Source organism: Flavobacterium ginsenosidimutans (assembly GCF_003254625.1).
Classification (GTDB): Bacteria; Bacteroidota; Bacteroidia; order Flavobacteriales; family Flavobacteriaceae; genus Flavobacterium; species Flavobacterium ginsenosidimutans.
Genome location: NZ_QJRJ01000070.1, coordinates 1 through 16,453, shown reverse-complemented (window position 1 = coordinate 16,453; position 16,453 = coordinate 1). Strand labels below are relative to the sequence as shown.

The 16,453-nt window shown below is 33.2% G+C and carries 18 protein-coding genes; 9 read left to right on the top strand and 9 right to left on the bottom strand.

What is annotated here, in order from left to right; all coding sequences use genetic code 11:
- Window positions 1–73: 73 nt before the first annotated feature.
- Both aceA and aceB read right to left on the bottom strand, forming a co-directional pair.
- A complete protein-coding gene (gene aceA / locus DM444_RS04885; protein ID WP_111284569.1) occupies window positions 74–1,354 on the bottom strand; it encodes an isocitrate lyase in 1,281 nt (426 codons plus the stop codon).
- A 336-nt stretch (window positions 1,355–1,690) separates the two neighbouring features.
- Window positions 1,691–3,292, bottom strand: a complete 1,602-nt coding sequence (gene aceB / locus DM444_RS04880) for a malate synthase A (RefSeq protein ID WP_111284568.1) — start codon at window positions 3,290–3,292, stop codon at window positions 1,691–1,693.
- Window positions 3,293–3,502: 210 nt separating this feature from the next.
- On the opposite strand from aceB, the gene DM444_RS04875 reads away from it, so the two are divergent.
- The 5 genes from DM444_RS04875 to DM444_RS04855 all read left to right on the top strand — a co-directional run bounded on the left by DM444_RS04875 (window position 3,503) and on the right by DM444_RS04855 (window position 7,637).
- The gene (locus DM444_RS04875; protein ID WP_111284566.1) at window positions 3,503–4,984 is read left to right on the top strand and encodes a helix-turn-helix domain-containing protein; all 1,482 of its coding nucleotides are present in this window, start codon (window positions 3,503–3,505) and stop codon (window positions 4,982–4,984) included.
- 30 nt (window positions 4,985–5,014) lie between these two features.
- Window positions 5,015–5,350, top strand: coding sequence for a hypothetical protein (locus tag DM444_RS04870; protein ID WP_239455585.1), 336 nt, complete (start codon window positions 5,015–5,017; stop codon window positions 5,348–5,350).
- Between the two features lie 455 nt (window positions 5,351–5,805).
- A complete protein-coding gene (locus DM444_RS04865) occupies window positions 5,806–6,522 on the top strand; it encodes a pirin family protein (RefSeq protein WP_111284561.1) in 717 nt (238 codons plus the stop codon).
- Window positions 6,523–6,703: 181 nt separating this feature from the next.
- Window positions 6,704–6,934, top strand: coding sequence for a (4Fe-4S)-binding protein (locus DM444_RS04860; protein ID WP_111284559.1), 231 nt, complete (start codon window positions 6,704–6,706; stop codon window positions 6,932–6,934).
- A 169-nt stretch (window positions 6,935–7,103) separates the two neighbouring features.
- Window positions 7,104–7,637, top strand: coding sequence for a YceI family protein (locus tag DM444_RS04855; protein WP_111284557.1), 534 nt, complete (start codon window positions 7,104–7,106; stop codon window positions 7,635–7,637).
- Between the two features lie 162 nt (window positions 7,638–7,799).
- Here DM444_RS04855 and DM444_RS04850 read toward each other — a convergent pair whose 3' ends face one another.
- Complete coding sequence (locus DM444_RS04850; protein ID WP_111284555.1) at window positions 7,800–8,660, bottom strand: helix-turn-helix domain-containing protein; 861 nt, start codon at window positions 8,658–8,660, stop codon at window positions 7,800–7,802.
- A 178-nt stretch (window positions 8,661–8,838) separates the two neighbouring features.
- On the opposite strand from DM444_RS04850, the gene DM444_RS04845 reads away from it, so the two are divergent.
- Together DM444_RS04845 and fabD are read left to right on the top strand one after the other, a co-directional pair.
- Window positions 8,839–9,201, top strand: a complete 363-nt coding sequence (locus DM444_RS04845; RefSeq protein WP_111284553.1) for a DUF983 domain-containing protein — start codon at window positions 8,839–8,841, stop codon at window positions 9,199–9,201.
- Between the two features lie 74 nt (window positions 9,202–9,275).
- Entirely contained in the window at window positions 9,276–10,148 is an 873-nt protein-coding gene (gene fabD / locus DM444_RS04840; RefSeq protein ID WP_111284551.1) for an ACP S-malonyltransferase, read from the top strand.
- Between the two features lie 90 nt (window positions 10,149–10,238).
- Here fabD and DM444_RS04835 read toward each other — a convergent pair whose 3' ends face one another.
- The 5 genes from DM444_RS04835 to DM444_RS04815 all read right to left on the bottom strand — a co-directional run bounded on the left by DM444_RS04835 (window position 10,239) and on the right by DM444_RS04815 (window position 13,985).
- Window positions 10,239–10,565, bottom strand: a complete 327-nt coding sequence (locus DM444_RS04835) for a hypothetical protein (RefSeq protein ID WP_162614919.1) — start codon at window positions 10,563–10,565, stop codon at window positions 10,239–10,241.
- The gene (locus DM444_RS04830; RefSeq protein ID WP_111284547.1) at window positions 10,550–10,741 is read right to left on the bottom strand and encodes a hypothetical protein; all 192 of its coding nucleotides are present in this window, start codon (window positions 10,739–10,741) and stop codon (window positions 10,550–10,552) included. Before DM444_RS04830 ends, DM444_RS04835 begins: the two co-directional genes overlap by 16 nt.
- A gap of 59 nt (window positions 10,742–10,800) precedes the next feature.
- Window positions 10,801–11,706 (bottom strand): DMT family transporter, encoded by a 906-nt coding sequence (locus tag DM444_RS04825; protein ID WP_111284545.1) that lies wholly within the window; start codon window positions 11,704–11,706, stop codon window positions 10,801–10,803.
- 85 nt (window positions 11,707–11,791) lie between these two features.
- Window positions 11,792–12,808, bottom strand: a complete 1,017-nt coding sequence (gene galE / locus DM444_RS04820) for a UDP-glucose 4-epimerase GalE (RefSeq protein ID WP_111284543.1) — start codon at window positions 12,806–12,808, stop codon at window positions 11,792–11,794.
- 46 nt (window positions 12,809–12,854) lie between these two features.
- Window positions 12,855–13,985 carry a DegT/DnrJ/EryC1/StrS family aminotransferase gene (locus DM444_RS04815; protein WP_111284541.1) on the bottom strand — a complete coding sequence of 377 codons (1,131 nt, stop codon included), beginning with the start codon at window positions 13,983–13,985 and terminating at the stop codon, window positions 12,855–12,857.
- Between the two features lie 136 nt (window positions 13,986–14,121).
- Between DM444_RS04815 and DM444_RS04810 the strand changes: the two genes are divergently transcribed.
- Window positions 14,122–15,360: a 3-deoxy-D-manno-octulosonic acid transferase gene (locus DM444_RS04810; protein WP_111284539.1), complete on the top strand. Its 1,239-nt coding sequence runs from the start codon at window positions 14,122–14,124 to the stop codon at window positions 15,358–15,360.
- Window positions 15,361–15,700: 340 nt separating this feature from the next.
- Window positions 15,701–15,916 carry a PG1828 family lipoprotein gene (locus DM444_RS04805; RefSeq protein ID WP_111284537.1) on the top strand — a complete coding sequence of 72 codons (216 nt, stop codon included), beginning with the start codon at window positions 15,701–15,703 and terminating at the stop codon, window positions 15,914–15,916.
- Window positions 15,917–16,034: 118 nt separating this feature from the next.
- Here the strand turns inward: DM444_RS04805 and DM444_RS04800 are convergent, their stop codons facing one another.
- Entirely contained in the window at window positions 16,035–16,418 is a 384-nt protein-coding gene (locus tag DM444_RS04800) for a DUF1508 domain-containing protein (RefSeq protein WP_111284535.1), read from the bottom strand.
- Between the last annotated feature and the right edge of the window lie 35 nt (window positions 16,419–16,453).

The following is a 16,453-nucleotide window of genomic DNA, read 5'->3' as shown; positions in this document are numbered from 1 at the left end:
CTAGACTTAATCTTTCTTATTTTTTAAGAATATAAAGCTTAACTTTCTTAATATCTTAATGGTAAAACAAGAATTAAAATTGCTCAACCTCCGTAGAATGTTTCATTGCGGTTATTGCTGATTTTCCTAACATCACCGTATTTTGAACGGCATCGAAATATGAAGTTCCAACAAAAGCCTGATGTTTTACCGCTCTGAATCCGTTTTTTTGTAAAGAGAATTCTCTTTCCTGCAATTCAGAATAGCCTGCCATTCCGCGTTCTTTGTAGGCTTTAGACAATTCGAACATACTCGTATTCAAAGCATGGAATCCTGCCAAAGTGATGAATTGGAAACTATATCCCATTGCTGCTAAATCTTCTCTAAATGTTTCCATTTCAGCAACCGTTAATTTTGCTGCCCAATTAAAAGAAGGAGAACAATTGTAAGCCAGCATTTTGTCTGGGAATTCTTTTTTCATTGCTTTTGCAAATTTTCTAGCATAATCTAAATCCGGATTACTGGTTTCCATCCAAATCAAATCGGCATAAGGTGCGTAGCTTAAACCTCTTGCAATTCCCTGCTCGATTCCATTGTTTACATAGAAGAAACCTTCAGCAGTTTTTTCTCCCGTTAAGAATTTACGATCTCTTGGATCTGCATCGCTAGTTAATAGATTTGCCGCATCAGCATCGGTTCGGGCAACGATTAAAGTTGGAACTCCCATAACATCTGACGCCAAACGAGCGGCAATTAATTTATTAATCGCTTCTTGTGTCGGCACCAAAACTTTTCCGCCCAGATGTCCGCATTTTTTAGCAGAACTCAATTGATCTTCAAAATGAACCCCAGAAGCTCCAGCTTCAATCATTGATTTCATTAATTCGAAAGCATTTAAGTTTCCACCAAAACCTGCTTCAGCATCGGCTACAATTGGTACTAAATAATCTTTTTTATCTTCAATTTCATTTACAGTTTGAATCTGATCAGCACGCAATAAAGCATTGTTGATCTTTTTTACCACCATTGGAACGCTGTTTACAGGATACAGTGATTGATCTGGGTACATTTCGCCCGCCAGATTCGCATCCGCAGCAACTTGCCATCCGCTTAAATAAATCGCTTCTAAACCAGCGTCTACTTCCTGAATCGCCTGATTTCCAGTTAAAGCTCCCAAACCCGCCACATAATCCTGAGATTTTAACTTTCTCCATAATTTCTCAGCTCCTATTTTTGCAATAGAATGCTCAATTTGATATGATCCTTGAAGCGTCACTACTTCGCTTGCAGTATAAGGACGTTCAACTCCTTTCCATCTTGGATTCGTGATCCAATCGTTAATCAATTCCTGAATTCTGTTTTCTGTTGTTTTCATAAATAGCTTAAGTTAAAGTGGTTAGTGTTTTAGTGTTCAGTTGCAGTTTTTAGTATTCAGTTTTAACTGGACTTATTTTTTTTAACACATAGAAACATAGTTATCCTTTGTGGTTAAAGGCGTTTCACTAGTTTCAATACACATAGCTATGTGTGAAAAACTAGTTTTTTTCTTTTATCTTTTATTTAAAATCTAAATCTATGTTTCTATGTGTTTAAATAATTTAAGACTGAATTTTATCTGCTTGATCTGCTAAATCTGCGTGAAAAAATTATTCGCTCGCAGATTTGGCAGATACTGCAGATTTTTAATTCTTAATTCTTAATTTTTAATTGTTTATAGGTATTTGTAACACGGAATCGTCAAGAAATCAACGAAATCTGGATTTACAACTAATCTTTCCAATACTTTTTCAGCTAATGGAAATTGCTGTTCTTCGTGTTTTTCTTCTCCTAATTCTGTTTTGATTTTCTGAAATTCATCCAAAGCCAATTCATGATAATAGGCCAGATCTAATTTTCGGCCATTATCCAAAACCACTTTGTTTTGAAGCCATTGCCACAATTGCGATCTTGAAATTTCAGCAGTTGCTGCATCTTCCATTAAATTATGTAAAGCGGCCGCACCTTGTCCGTTCAACCATGAAGCCAGATATAGAACCGCAACATTGATATTTTTTCGAACGCCGTTTTCTGTAATCAATCCAATTGGCGGTTCGATTAAATCTTCTTCTGTTATTTTACGATTTTCTCTTTTTATATGAATCTGATTTGGAGTCGGCATTCCTTTATCAAAAATTTCTTTTGCTACAGCAACCAAATCTGGATGTGCTACCCAAGTTCCGTCATGACCGTTTCGAACTTCACGTTCTTTATCGGTTTTTACTTTTGCGAAAGCGACTGCATTTGCTTCTTCGTTATTTCGAATCGGGATCTGTGCTGCCATTCCGCCAATCGCATGAATACCTCGTTTATGACATCTCTGAATTACTAAATTTGAATACGCATTCATAAAAGGCGAAGTCATATTTACCTGATCACGATCTGGAACAATGAATTTTGGATTTTTTCTAAACTTTTTAATGTATGAGAAAATATAATCCCAACGCCCGCAGTTTAATCCAACGATATGTTCTTTCAATTCGTAAATGATTTCGTCCAACTGAAAACTTGCTGTAATTGTTTCAATTAAAACCGTCACTTTTATAGTTCCTCTTTTCAGTTTTAAATAATCTTCGGTAAAATCAATTACGCTGTTCCACCATCTTGCTTCTAGATAATGTTCTAATTTCGGAATGTAGAAATACGGTCCTGAATTATTCTCTAAAAGCCTTTTATGATTGTGAAAAACGTATAAACCAAAATCTACCAGCGAACCCGAAACTTCAATTCCATCAATCAAAATATGTTTTTCAGGAAGATGCAAACCTCTTGGACGTACAATAAGTGTTGCGATTTTTTGATTTAAATGATACGATTTCTGTTTCACCAAATCAGTATACGTAATGGTTTTGTTCACCGCATCAATTAAATTCACTTGTCCGTCCATCAAGTTTTTCCAAGTTGGCGAGGTACTATCTTCAAAATCAGCCATAAAAGTTTTGGCACCCGAATTCAAAGCATTGATAATCATTTTGCGATCAACAGGTCCAGTAATTTCTACCCTCCTGTCTAATAAATCTTTCGGAATTTCTCTAGCTGTCCAATTGCCTTCTCTGACGCTTTTTGTTTCTGGAGTAAAAACCGGCATGACGCCCTGATCAAAAGCAACTTGTTTTTGCTCTCTCTGCAAAAGCAGTAATTTTCTTTGCGATTCGAATTTTTTGTGCAATTCGGTAATAAACGCAATCGCTTCTTCAGTCCAGATTTTTGGATAAGCAAGCTTTTTGTCGGCCAGAATTTCTAAAGCCATTTCAGTAATCTCTAATTGGTTTTTCATAGCTGCAGATTTTAATTTTTATTTGATTAAAAAAATTTCTCTCTAATCATTTTTCATTTCACCAAAACAATTAAATCATAACTAATTCATAATTAATACGTTTTGACAGTACAATGTTATAAAAAAGTTTTTTACAAAACAAGCGAACGTTCGCTAAATTTAAAAAATATTTATTTTGCGATTGTTTTTAGAATGTCTATATTTGACATTATGGATATCGAAAAAGACTATATAAAGCTGATTTTTGGGCTAAAACTGAAGCAAGTTCGCACACAAAAAAACTTGTCACTTTTTGGTTTGGCCAAACTGACTAATCTGTCAAAATCGTATTTGAACGAGATTGAAAAGGGAAAAAAATATCCCAAAACAGATAAAATTTTGCTTTTATGCGAACATTTGGACGTGACTTACGACCAAATGGTGTCTTTAAAACTCGATAATAACCTCGCTCCGATTGGCGAAATCTTAAAATCTGGAATTTTAAAAGAGATTCCTCTGGAACTTTTTGGAATTCAAGAAGCTGATTTAATTGATATTATTGCTAATGCTCCAGCCAAAGTCAATGCTTTTATCAGCACTATTTTTGAGATTGCACAACATTATAATTTAAGCCGAGAAAGTTTTTTCCTTGCTGCTTTGCGTTCTTATCAGGAAGCGCACAGTAATTATTTTGAAGATTTAGAAGAAAAAGTAATTGCTTTTTCGAAGTCATTTCAGATTAATTTAGACTCCAAAATCAGCATTGAAGAGCTAGAAGCGATTTTAAAAGAAGAATACGAATACGCGATAAAAGAAATTGCTTTTACAGATCAGGAAGCTTTGGGAGATTTACGTTCGATTTATGTTCCGAAAAGCAAGACTTTATTACTTTCAACTGAACTTGACGATCCGCAAAAGGCTTTTATTTTAGCCAAAGAAATAGCCTATAATTATCTCAAAATTTCAGATCGCTTACTGACTTTTACCTGGATTAAGTTTGAAAATTTCGATCAGGTTTTGAATAATTTTTATGCTTCTTATTTTGCTGGTGCTTTAATTTTGCCTAGAAAATTAGTTGTAGACAAAATCAATCTTTTTTTAGAAAAGGAAAATCCAAAACCGGAAGAATTTGTTCAATTAATTGAAAGTTTTGAAGTTTCACCTGAATCTTTTTATCAGAGATTGACCAATTTATTACCAAAAGATTTTCAGCTAAAAAACCTTTTCTTCTTAAGATTATCTCACCGAATTGGTTCTGATGTTTATCAAATCAACAAGGAATTGCATATTACGCATCAGCAGGAACCACACGCCAATGAAACGAATGAACATTATTGCAGAAGATGGGTTTCGGTAAAAACTATCGACGAAGCGATCAGACAAAATAAACCTCATTTTTTTGATGCTCAGATTTCGAGTTATGCCAATAGCGGAAACGAATATTTGGTTTTTTCATCGGCTACAAAAGATCCTTTTGCAGAAAATTATATTCGAAGTATTTCAGTTGGAATCCTAATTAATCCGACAATGAAAAAGAAATTCAAATTCATTGATGGAAAACCTTTGGTAAAACGAATTGTAGGTGTAACTTGCGAAACTTGCGCCGTACAAGATTGTTTAGAAAGAGCTGCTCCGCCAATTGTTTTAGAGAAAAAGAAACGTCACGAAAATACAGATGCGGTTGTACAGCAGTTTATGAATCAATATAGTTAGAATTTTATGCACTATTTATCTTTACTAATAATGCTGTTTTCTATTAATTTAAGTCAGAAAACAGAAAAACTTAATGGCCGTTATAATTACCTAATAGAAGATAACGATTCATATATTCTAAAAGATAAAATTACTTTTAAGGATAGTATTTTTGCTTTTGATAACAAATATCTGCCAAAAGGAAGGATTTCTTATGGCAACGCAATACTACTGGATAATTTCATTAATACGGATTTGATTATCAGCATTCCAAAAGACCAAATCGAAAAAGATACTATTCCTTTTTTTATGCATGATAAGAAAAGTTCTTCTGTGAATTATCTTGATAAAGTGGTTGGGAAAGGGAAATTGATTAGGATTAGATAATCTCGCAATCCCGATAGCTATCGGGAGCTAAGTCGCAAAGTTTATTTCTTTGAACGCATACTCAACGCAATTTTGTCATCCTGAGGTGCGAAGGATCACACTCGGAACTCGACAAAGATTGGCGATTATGCAGGCGGAATTTCTTGTGTGATCCTTCGTTCCTCAGGATGACAAACAGTAATCTTTAAGTTTTTGCCTCAATAACTCCTTCTGAAAACAAAAACTTCTAATCTAGCCCCGATAGAAGTGGAAATCCTTTTGTGGTGGGGTTCACCACAAAAGATTGTAACGGATAGCGGGACTAAACGTCTTTTGAAAACCAAAATTTCCGCTCCAAAAAAAACTTAGTGTATCAGCAACTTAGAACCTCAGAATCTTTTCTTAATCTACATTAAGTGCTTTTCCTCTGCATCGACCGTATCTTTGTACTATCAAAATCAATAAAAGACAAAATCATGGAAAATATAGTATTACATAAAGCAGAGACAAGAGGAAACGCAAATCACGGATGGTTGAACGCTTATCATAGTTTTAGTTTTGCGAGCTGGTACAATCCAGATAGAATTCAGTTTGGAGCGCTTCGTGTTTTGAATGATGATACGATTGCTGCTGGAATGGGATTTGGAACTCACCCTCACGATAATATGGAAATTATTACAATTCCGCTTGAAGGTGATTTGGCTCACAAAGACAGCATGGGAAATACTGAAGTAATTAAAAATGGAGATATCCAGGTAATGAGTGCCGGAACTGGAATTCAGCACAGTGAGTTTAACCCAAATGCAGATCAGCAGACCAAATTGTTACAAATCTGGTTGTTTCCAAATAAAAGAAATGTTACGCCACGTTATCAGCAGATTACTTTGGATGTTGCTAACAGACATAATAAATTGTCTCAGGTTTTATCTCCAAATGCAGATGATGAAGGAGTTTGGATTCACCAAGACGCTTGGTTCAATATGGGTAATTTCGATTCTGGAGTTACGGCTGAATATAAAATCAAAAAAGAAGGAAACGGAGTTTACGCTTTTATCTTAAAAGGAAATGTAACCATCAACGGTCAGGAATTAAATTCTCGTGACGCAGTGGGAATCTCAGGAACTGATGTTTTGAATATTAAAGCAAACACAGATGCTGAATTTTTATTAATGGACATTCCGATGAATTATTAATTCAAACAAAAACAATTAATACCTGCAACGTAGAAACGATAATAAATCTGGAAATCAGATTATTATCGTTTCTTTTTTTTAACCTTTAATTAAAAAAAAAGAAAACAAGAAAGGCTAACTTTATGAATAAGAAAATTGGTCTGACTTTAAAATTAAAACTAATCCTTTAAAATTTTAAACCATGAATCCAAATAACCTCACTAAAGAATATACAAACGGAGAAGTAACTATTGTTTGGCAATCTGGAAAATGCATTCACTCTGCAAATTGCGTCAAAAATAATCCAGATGTTTTTCGTCCTAAAGAAAAACCGTGGATTACACCAGAGCAGTCTACAACTGAGAAAATAATCTCGACTGTTAACAAATGTCCGTCGGGAGCTTTGACGTTTTATATGAATAACAAAAAATAGTCCTTCTCCCGAAGCTTCGGGATCGCTCAGGAGGACAATCAGAAATTTGACAATCAAAAACTTATTACATTTTTTATTTCTTAATCTAGGTTAAGTGCTCCAGGACAACTGTCACCGTAACTTTGTCCTATCAAAATGAAATAAATTAATTATTTAAAAAAATAAAATTATGGCAACTACAAAATGGTCAATTGACCCAACTCACTCAGAAATTGGTTTTAAAGTAAAACACATGATGTTTACTAATGTTTCAGGAAAATTTGGAACTTACGATGCAACAGTAACAACTGACGGAGAAAACTTCGAAAATGCAGATATTCAGTTTTCTGCTGACATCGCTTCTATCGATACTGCAAATGCAGATAGAGATGGTCACTTAAGAAGTGGTGATTTCTTTGACGTAGAAAATCATCCAAAATTAACTTTCAAATCTTCATCTTTCAAAAAAATCGATGATGGTGATTATGAAGTTACTGGAGACTTAGACATTAAAGGTGTTTCTAAAACTGTAAAATTTCCAGTAGAATTTAGCGGAATCATGACTGATCCTTGGGGAAATACTAAAGTTGGTTTAAATATTGAAGGAAAAATTAACCGTAAAGACTGGGGTTTAAACTGGAACTCAGCTCTTGAAACTGGCGGTGTGTTAGTTGGAGAAGAAGTTAAATTAAACATCGAAATTCAATTAGCAAAACAAGCTTAATCTTTGGTTTTAGATTAGATTTAATTGGTTGGTTAAAAGCCTGCACCTTTCTCGGGAGTGCAGGCTTTTTTGCTTTTAGGAACGGGCTTCGACTTCGCTCAGCCTGACCAATCATTTACAAGATATATCGCATGTCAGGCTGAGCGAAGTCGAAGCCTTTTTTTATTTTATATTTCTAAATTCTGTTGGTGACATTCCCGTTTGTTTTTTAAAGAATCTAGAGAAGTACGAGTAGTCTTCGTAGCCAACTTTGAATGCGACTTCATTTACAGCTAATTGTTTATCAATCAACATTCTTTTAATTTCTAAAATAACGCGATCTGTTATTACTTCTGTCGCTGTTTTTTGCAGAATTTCATTGCAGATTCTGTTCAAATGTTTCAGCGTGATATTTAATTTTTCTGCATAAAATGAAGGCAGTTTTTCTGTTCTGAAATATTCTTCTAAAAGCGATTCGAATATATTGATTTTGATATTGTACGAATGCGTTTGATGGGAATAGGTTTCACTGTATTTTCGTGCGACTTCAATATGAATACAGTCTAACAAATTCAACAGTTTATCTAATTGATATTTGTTATTCTGACTGTTTTCTTGAATCAGCAGATTGAAATAAGGTAGGATTTTTGAGATTTCATTTTCCTCAAAAACCATTTCTGGTCGATTATGAATCGAATGGTAAAAATTATAATCGTTGATCTTTTTCTGTCCAAAATACAAATTGTACAATTCCTGAGAAAAGATAATTACGAAGCCTTCAATGTCTTCAGATAAATTCCAATGGTGCATTTGCCCTGGCTGCAGTACAAAAAGACTTCCTCTTTTTATGTCAAATTGGTCAAAATCGACTTCGTGTAATCCAGAACCTTTTGTAAAAAATACCATTAAGTACGAATCATGACGATGCGGTTCTTCGACAAAACTGTGATTTTTTAAATGCTCTGTAAAAGTGTTGACATAAAAATCACGGTGAATATCGTTGCAGCTAAAATTCTGAACACTATAAACGGGATATTTTTTCATAATAGGTATTATTTGTTTTCTTGATTATAAAAAACACCGTTTTCCATTTTGGAATTTGGAATTTGTTTTTTTGAAAATTTAATCAAAAATGTCTTTATTGTGCTATAATAAGCGAAGATATAAAAAAGACTTTTATAAACCTCTGAATTACCTTTGTATAAACAAAATCAACATTATCATGTCAAGCGCATTAACTCATATTTTAAAAAACGAATGTCCTGTTTGTCATAAAGGAAAAGTTTTTACAGACAAGAACATTTTTCTGAATTTCAGTTTTCCAAAAATGAATGAATACTGCAGTCACTGTCATTATAAATTCCAAAAAGAACCTGGTTATTTTTTCGGTGCCATGTATGTAAATTACGGATTAACAGTCGCTCAGGGAATTGCAACGTATTGCATTGCACAATATTTCTTCGAAACGAACTTCGATTTAAGAATCCTTCCTATCATTGCAGTTTTGATTACTTTACTTACTCCTTTTAATCTTAGATTTTCAAGATTAGCGTGGATTTATATGTTTAAGGGTTATACGAGCTAAAAAAATAGTACTTTTGCCTTCCAATTGAAACTAATTTTCAATTTTAAAAAAAAAGTAAAAATTAAATTAGACAAATGAAAGCATACGTATTTCCGGGTCAAGGAGCGCAGTTCACAGGAATGGGTAAAGACCTTTATGAAAATTCGGCTGTAGCCAAAGAATTATTCGAAAAAGCTAATGAAATTCTAGGTTTTAGAATTACAGATATCATGTTTGAAGGCACTGCCGAAGAACTAAAAGAAACTAAAGTAACACAACCAGCTGTATTTTTACATTCTGTTATTTTAGCTAAAACTTTAGAAGATTTCAAACCGGAAATGGTTGCAGGACACTCTTTAGGAGAATTCTCTGCTTTAGTAGCAAACGGAACTTTATCTTTTGAAGACGGACTTAAATTGGTTTCTCAGCGTGCTTTGGCTATGCAAAAAGCTTGCGAAATCACTCCATCTACAATGGCCGCTGTTTTAGGTTTAGCTGATAATATTGTTGAAGAAGTTTGTGCTTCTATCGATGGTGTTGTAGTTGCTGCAAACTATAACTGCCCAGGTCAATTGGTAATTTCTGGTGAAACTACTGCTGTTGAAAAAGCTTGTGAAGCTATGAAAGCTGCTGGAGCAAAACGTGCTTTAATTTTACCTGTTGGAGGAGCTTTTCACTCGCCAATGATGGAGCCAGCAAGAGAAGAATTGGCTGCTGCAATTGAAGCAACGACTTTCTCTACTCCAATTTGTCCAGTGTATCAAAACGTTACTGCAAATGCGGTTTCTGATGCAAACGAAATTAAAAAGAACTTAATCATTCAATTGACTGCTCCTGTAAAATGGACTCAGTCTGTTCAGCAAATGATTGCTGATGGCGCAACTTTGTTTACTGAAGTTGGTCCTGGAAAAGTTTTAACTGGATTGATTAATAAAATTGATAAAGAAGCTGCTGTTGCGAATGCTTAATTAGTTTTCAGTCGCAGTCTCAGTTTTCAGTTATTTACTGTATAAATAATAAATCCTCATATACTTTGATAAGTTTATGAGGATTTTGCTTTATAGCTCTTTTGCTTCTTCGCTGTAATTATTTAGAATTCCGGTAATCAAATAATTTTGATTGCTTTTTTCGAAAAATATATACCAAGTTGTTCTCGTATTAGATTTATAAAAGATATAATTTAAACCTAAATATTGAAGAGGTTTTGGAGTTTTCTTATGAGGAGATTTTTTTATTCTTTCAGGAACTTCTTTATAAATATTTGAAACATATTCTTCTGCAGATTCAATAAAACCAAAATACTCTTTTCTATATAATACCAAAACTAAATCATCGAGATACTGAATCACTGAAGACGTAAAAATAACTTCTATTTTCCCCACCATTCCCTAATTCTCCTAATTGATTCTGCTTTTGCTTCCTCTGGCGTTAATCCTTTTGCAAACTCAGCATCAAAATCAAAAGTTTCACGATCTATACCTTTAAATTTGTTTTTTTGAACTTCGTATTCAACCGCAGGTTCTTCAACCTTGTTCTTTTTATTTTCTTTATCCGAACTCATAATTCCTACATTTTAATCTTACAAATTTACAAAATAAATTAAATCAAATTGATCCTTTTTTACAAAGGTTTCTTTTCCTTCTTTTTGTAATTAATAATAAAAACTCCCAAAATGATCAGGATTGTTGCAATTATAAAATCAATGGTAATTTTTTCATCCAAAATAAGCCAGCCAAAAAATACCGCAATTATGGTGTTGATATACGCTAAAATAGAAACCTGAACCGGCGTAACGTGTTTTAGAGCATAATTATAACTAAAAAAAGCAATTACAGATCCAAAAATCGACAAATACAATGCAGCTAAAATACTTTTAGAACTCCATAAATTTATATCAATAGTAGGTGAAAAAATAAATGCTAAAACAATCTGAATGCACGAAGCCATACTAAATTGGTAAAATAAATTAAGAACGATATTTTTAGATTTATTTCCATGAAGTTTGGTATAAATTGTTCCACCAGCCCAAGCAGTAATCGCAAATCCCATAAACATCATTCCGATTCTGTAATCGGCATCTAAAAAAGATCGTAGCCCGTCTTTAAATATAAAAACGACCCCCGAAAATCCTATTATAACGCCAACAAATCCTCTTAAACTTGGTTTTTGTAATTTAAATAAAATACTGCCTAGAAAAATAAGTATTGGAGACATAGCACTAATTACCGAAGCCAGTCCGCTTGGTACAGTCTGCTCAGCAACAGTTGTAAAACCATTTGCAATTACAATCATCAAAATAGAAGGAACAAGCTGATGTTTTAAATTTTCCCACCCAATCCATTTCAGTTCTTTTTTGAACAATAAAATAATCATCATAATTATTCCCGCCAATCCCTGACGAATTGAAGTTACAAACCAAGGTGGAATAGTCTCAACCGCAACTCTAATTCCTAAAAAGGTAGTTCCCCAAATAATTCCAACAGCCGCTAAGGCAAATATTAATTTATAATCTAAACTTTGTTTCATGATAATTAATACGCTAAAAAAAATCCCAAACTATACTGCTATAATTTGGGATCTTAAAATTTTATAATTTTAACTGATAAAGAATTTATTTATTCCTCACTTTTTGTTCCCATTTCCAGGCGCTTGCCATAGCTTCATCCAGACTTAGTCCAGCCTTCCATCCTAAGACATTATTTGCCTTATCAGTATTCGCGTAAGCTTCAGTAATATCACCTTCACGACGTGGCTTAATTACATAAGGCAGTTTTTTATCGCTGACTTTTTCAAAACTATGAATCACTTCAAGAACAGAACTTCCTTTTCCAGTTCCTAAATTAAAAGTTTCAACTTTTGCTAAATTCTTTTTATTTAATAAACGCTGTAAAGCGATTACGTGCGCTTTTGCAAGGTCAACAACGTGAATATAATCGCGAACTGCAGTTCCGTCTGGTGTTGGGTAATCATTACCAAAAACAGATAATTCTTGACGTAATCCTACTCCTGTTTGTGTAATAAAAGGCACTAAATTTTGAGGAACTCCTAAAGGCAATTCTCCAATTTCTACTGATTCGTGTGCTCCAACTGGATTAAAATAACGCAATAAAATAGCGCTAATATTAGTCACTTTAGCTGTATCTGTAATGATTTCTTCGCCAATCTGCTTTGTATTTCCGTAAGGAGACATTGCAGTTTGGACTGGTGCATCTTCTGTAATTGGCATTTTTTCGGCTTGGCCGTAAACCGTACAAGAAGAACTGAAAATAAAACTTGCTTCTGGTTTTTGCTGTAATTCTTGCAATAGATAGATTAAACTGCTAATATTGTTTTCATAATACAATAAAGGCTGTTCAACACTTTCTCCTACCGCTTTTGAAGCCGCAAAATGAATAACTCCTGTAACGTCGTTGTGTTTTTTAAAGAAATCCTGCACTGCAGCTTTTTCTCTTAAATCTAATTTTTCGAATAAAGGTGTTTTTCCTGTAATCGCTGTAATTCCTTTTAAAACATCTTCTGAAGAGTTTGAAAGATTATCTATAATCACTACTTCGAAGCCTTCATTTTGCAATTCGACTACGGTATGAGATCCGATAAACCCTAACCCTCCTGTTACTAATACTTTCATTTTGTGGTTTGTTTGTGGTTAAATTTTGGCTAATAATTAAGCTTTCTTATTTTAAAAATTCAATTATGCTGTCGGTAATAAATTTAATTTGCTCGTCATCCAATTCTGTGTGCATTGGCAAAGCAATTACCTCTTGAACTAATTGATTTGTTACAGGAAATTGTTCTTCTTTATAACGAGGATCTAAATATGCTTTTTGAGAGTGAAGCGGAATTGGATAATAAATTGCACAAGGAATTCCTTTATCCAATAAATGCTGCATTAAAGCATTACGATCTGCATCAATGATTCTTAATACATATTGATGAAAAACGTGATCATTTTCGTTTGCATCAAAATCTGGAGTTATGATATGTGCATTTCCAGCGAAAGCCGCATTATATTTTGTTGCTGCTAAACGGCGAGCTGCATTATATTCATCTAAAAGAGGCAGTTTTGCATTTAAAACTCCTGCTTGAATACTGTCTAAACGTGAATTTACACCTACAACATCGTGGTGGTAACGCTCATACATTCCGTGATTTACAATTCCGCGGATGATGTGAGCCAATTTATCATCATTTGTAAAAATTGCTCCTCCGTCACCATAACATCCTAAGTTTTTTGATGGGAAGAAAGAAGTCGCCGCAACGTGGCCAATTGTTCCAACTTTAGTTTTAGAACCAGATTTTGAAATATAATCTGCACCAATTGCCTGAGCATTATCTTCAATTACATATAAATTATGTTCAGCCGCAATTTCCATAATCGCATCCATATTTGCAGCGCGTCCAAATAAATGCACAGGAACAATTGCTTTTGTTTTTGGAGTGATTGCTTTTTTAACTGCATCAATGTCAATGTTCATATTATGCAAATCAACATCAACTAAAACTGGAGTTAATTGTAATAAAGCAATAACCTCAACAGTAGCAGCAAAAGTAAAATCAGCAGTGATAACCTCGTCTCCAGGCTGAAGACCAAGTCCCATCATGGCAATCTGCAAAGCATCTGTACCATTCGCACACGGAATAACGTGTTTTGCACCTAAATAATCCTCAAGATTCTTTTGAAACTGATGAACTAAAGGTCCGTTAATGTAAGTATTTGTGTCTAAAACTTCTTGAATAGAAGCATCTACAGTAGATTTTATTTTTTCATATTGACTTTTTAAGTCAACCATTTGAATTTTTCTCATTGTTTGAATGTATTTAAAAATTTAAAGACACTGTTTAAACAGAAATCTCTAAAAGGAGGAACAAAAATAGTTATTAATAGCTTCAAACCAATGAAAATAGTCGAAAGAAATGTAATTTAGCTGCAAAAATTATTACATGCTTTTTTTATACAATTCAACCCTATACATCGCAGGATTTTTCTTAAGAATCGTAGCCTTATTTAGTCCGAAAATTAAGCTTTTTGTTGAAGGCCGAAAAAACGTATTTTCAACTTTAGAAGATAAAATAAAACCAACAGACAAGACAATATGGTTTCATTCTGCCTCGTTAGGAGAGTATGAGCAAGGCCTTCCTGTGATAGAAAAAATCAAAGAAAAACACCCTTCGCATAAGATTATTGTAACCTTTTTTTCACCATCTGGATACGAAGTGCGTAAAAATAACACAGTTGCAGATGTTACAATTTATCTGCCTTTAGATACCAAAAAGAACGCTAAAAAATTCATGCAATTAGTTCATCCTGAATTAGCATTTTTTATTAAATATGAATTTTGGCTGAATTACTTAAAAGAACTTGAAACCAACAAAATTCCAACTTATTTGATATCAGGAATTTTTAGAGACAACCAAATGTTTTTTAAATGGTACGGCGGATTTTATAGAAAAGCGCTAAAAGCCTTCACCTATTTCTTTGTTCAAAACGAAAAATCGAAACAAAAAGTAGAAAGTTTAGGATTTAATAATGTAATTGTCTCAGGCGATACTAGATTTGATCGTGTTAATGCAATTTTAGGACGTGATAATTCGTTGGATTTTATACAAAATTTCAAAAATAATCAGCCAGTTATAGTTATAGGAAGTTCGTGGCCAAAAGATGAAGTTTTAATAAGCGAATACATTAATCAAGCGCCAGAAAATGTAAAATTCATAATTGCTCCGCATAACATCAAACCTGATCAGATTTCAGATCTTCAGTCAAAAATTACCAAATCAACTGTTTTATTTTCAGAAAAAGAAAACAAAGATTTAGCATCTTATAATGTTTTCATCATAGATACAGTTGGCTTATTGACTAAAATTTATAGCTACGGAACTATTGCATATGTAGGCGGTGGATTTGGAAATCCTGGTATACACAATATTTTGGAACCAGCAACATTTGGAATTCCAATCGTAATTGGACCAAACTATTCGAATTTTGCAGAAGCAGTTTCCCTTGTTGAATTAAAAGGATGTACGATCATTTCAAATTTTAAAGAATTAAAAGGCGCTTTTGACCATCTTTTATCTGATAACTCTTTCTTTAATGAAAAAAGCGAAATATGTAAGTCCTTCATTCAAAACAACAAAGGCGCTACAGAAACAATTATGAAAATCGTTAATAAAGCCCTATAAAGCAAATTTCTAGCATTGAAAGACATTTTTATGGCAATTAAACTGATTAAAATATATTTTTAAGACATTTAGCGCTATAGAATATTCTGTAAAAAACAAAATAAACTATAACAAACCTATTTAAAAGACTCAAAACAACGATAGAATTTTCAACAAAAAATAAATTACACAAAACATACAATAATATGATTTATATTTGTTATTTTGGCATATTATTTGATAACTAAGATAATCGTGAGTAAGGAAAATATTTTAAAAAAAAAGTGAAAAAATATTTTACATATTAAAAAATTTATATCTTTGCCACGAATTAATAATTAACCTTTTATAATAAAGTAAGATGAAAAAAGTATTTTTAAGTTTAGCTGTTGTTGCTGTTTTAACTGTTGTATCTTGTAAAAAAGCTGACGCTGCTGCTGAAGCTCCAGCTGTAGATTCTGCTGCTGTTGCTGTTGATTCAGCTGCTGCTGTAGTTGATTCTGCTGCTACAACTGTTGATTCTGCTGCTGCTAAAGTTGATTCAGCTGCTGCTAAAGTAGAAGAAGTAAAAAAATAATTAGAACCTAAGTTCTAACGATTTTAAAGCCATCTTTTAAGATGGTTTTTTTTTGATCAATTCAAATCATTGATCTACTTCAAATAAAAAAAAGCGTTTACAATTGTAAACGCTTTTTTTATTCAACCCCCTCCTCTACTTCTTCTTCAGATTCCTCATCTTCAAAAATCAATTCATTTGAAGAGAAATCCAAAATTTCCGACCTAGAAGAATAAGTGACAATTTCTTTTATCCCTTTCTGTAAAAGCAATTCTGTACTGTATTTACGACTTGTAGCAAAATGAACCTCTCCAAGCATTAATTTAAAAAAATACTTCCCACCAGAGCCTTTAAATTTCAAAAACTTTGCAAGATCAATATTTGCTTTAAATTTCTCAATATCTTCTTCACACTCAAATCTCAATTCATAACTCAAACTCGTAAAAATAACCTTCCCTCTACGCGAAGTAAACGTAAATTTATATTCATCATTAAATCGCCTGCTAATTACAAAAGCACCCATATTTGAATTTTAGATTTTAGATTGTTGATTGTTCT